A 1,484-nucleotide genomic window follows, 5' to 3' on the forward strand; every position below is an offset into this window, starting at 1 on the left:
GTCACATCGTATTGATATTTCTGTACCAGCCCGTTGTAGATGTCTTTGATGGAATCTGCGTGTGTCATAGGGCGAGTCCTCTGCGCGTCATTTCGGTATGAATATTTTCAATCTGCTTGGCGGCATCGTGTTGTGAATTGTGGCTGTGTCGGTTCCCACCAAAAAAATATTTACCTTTGCAGCTGTTAAAAAGTTTGCGTAATTGCAAATCAGTCAGTCGTTGCAAGTGATCACTGTCGGTGTTGATAGGGTTGCTGACTCTAGACATGGCTTTCTCCTTGCGCGGCTTCCGCTGCTTTCAGTTCACGCTTGACCTTTCGAGGCGAGCGGATAATGACGGCATCCGCATCTAACATACGGTTGAGCTGACGGCAGTTAATGAACAAGTTGTTTTGGTCGTTCTCTCGACGCACGGCGGGAATGATTGCTGCGCTGCACATGCTGCGAAGCAAATCTTCATCAATCCCCATGATGTCGGCGACTTTGCTCACATGCATCATGCCAACGGGGGACTCAATGAGTGCGCCCACATCGGTGATATCGAATTCAACCTTCATAAAAAACACTCCGTGATACACTGGGGAGTTGCGCAGTAAGGGCGCAATATCTGGGTAATATAGTGCAATGCACATCCAAATGGATGGGTCAATGATGATTTTAAATAAAAAGATAAAAGCGATCAGGCTGGATGAAGGGTTAACTCAGTTAGAATTTTCACAACTGATTGATATTCCAGTTATTAGCTTGCAGAACTATGAAAGGGAAGTTCGAAATCCTAGCAGCGAAAATTTGATGAAAATCACAGAGCATCCACGATTTGAAAAGTATGCATTCTGGCTTGTGACAGGAAAAACCGACTACGAGTCCGGTCACATTTGTCCGGCTTTCTCAACTCAAGAGAAGTGCGGGTTAGATGTGCCACAGGATGCGAAGAGAGCATAAACACCCTACAGATACAGTTTTACGATTGGGAGATGGGGTGTCATGGCGATTGTGCAAACTGTCGATGGCTTGTGGGTGACGACGCTTGATACGTCGCACGAGTTCAACCTCTAAATGGACGCGTTGGCCTACGAAAACAAAATGGCATTACAGCGTAAAATCAAAGCCTCTTTTGATAATCGCCGGCTGTCTGAACTGATTGATTTGTGGCATAAGTTGCACGGTAAAGCGTTAAAAGATGGTCTGCGACGTTACAAGCTGCTTTTTCGGATGGCAGAGCGCGTCAATAATCCGATAGCCACGCAGTTTACGAGTGAAGTGTTTGCGCATTATCGTCAAGAGCGGGCGAATGAAGTGTCGGTAGGCACCTTAAACCGAGAGCATGCGTACATGAGAGCGGTGTTCAATGAACTGCGCCGTCTTGGGAGCATCAACTACGAAAATCCATTGACGCATATTCGCCAGTTCAAGGAGAAAGAGCATGATTTGCGTTTTCTCAGTGGCTCGGAAATTCAGCAACTGCTTGCGAACAGTAAAAAGTC

4 protein-coding genes are annotated in these 1,484 nt (G+C 46.4%); 2 read left to right on the forward strand and 2 right to left on the reverse strand.

Annotated elements, in window-relative coordinates; all coding sequences use genetic code 11:
• Window positions 1-64 precede the first annotated feature (64 nt).
• Window positions 65-268, reverse strand: a complete 204-nt coding sequence (locus B5D35_RS23720) for a hypothetical protein (protein ID WP_078754847.1) — start codon at window positions 266-268, stop codon at window positions 65-67.
• Window positions 261-557, reverse strand: a complete 297-nt coding sequence (locus tag B5D35_RS23725; protein WP_078754848.1) for a hypothetical protein — start codon at window positions 555-557, stop codon at window positions 261-263. The genes B5D35_RS23720 and B5D35_RS23725 overlap by 8 nt, the downstream gene beginning before the upstream one ends.
• Before the next feature lie 91 nt (window positions 558-648).
• On the opposite strand from B5D35_RS23725, the gene B5D35_RS23730 reads away from it, so the two are divergent.
• Together B5D35_RS23730 and B5D35_RS23735 are read left to right on the forward strand one after the other, a co-directional pair.
• Window positions 649-942: a helix-turn-helix domain-containing protein gene (locus B5D35_RS23730; protein WP_244556739.1), complete on the forward strand. Its 294-nt coding sequence runs from the start codon at window positions 649-651 to the stop codon at window positions 940-942.
• 141 nt (window positions 943-1,083) lie between these two features.
• Window positions 1,084-1,484 (forward strand): phage integrase (locus tag B5D35_RS23735; RefSeq protein ID WP_425291256.1); only part of this gene is annotated, 401 nt, incomplete at its 3' end.

The sequence above is a fragment of the Enterovibrio nigricans DSM 22720 genome (assembly GCF_900167155.1).
In the GTDB taxonomy this organism is placed as follows: domain Bacteria; phylum Pseudomonadota; class Gammaproteobacteria; order Enterobacterales; family Vibrionaceae; genus Enterovibrio; species Enterovibrio nigricans.

What these genes read in the sequence shown, in the direction of transcription:
- B5D35_RS23730 (WP_244556739.1), top strand. Translation starts at nt 649, where the DNA reads ATGATGATTTTAAATAAAAAGATAAAAGCGATCAGGCTGGATGAAGGG.
- B5D35_RS23720 (WP_078754847.1), bottom strand. Translation starts at nt 268, where the DNA reads ATGTCTAGAGTCAGCAACCCTATCAACACCGACAGTGATCACTTGCAA.
- B5D35_RS23725 (WP_078754848.1), bottom strand. Translation starts at nt 557, where the DNA reads ATGAAGGTTGAATTCGATATCACCGATGTGGGCGCACTCATTGAGTCC.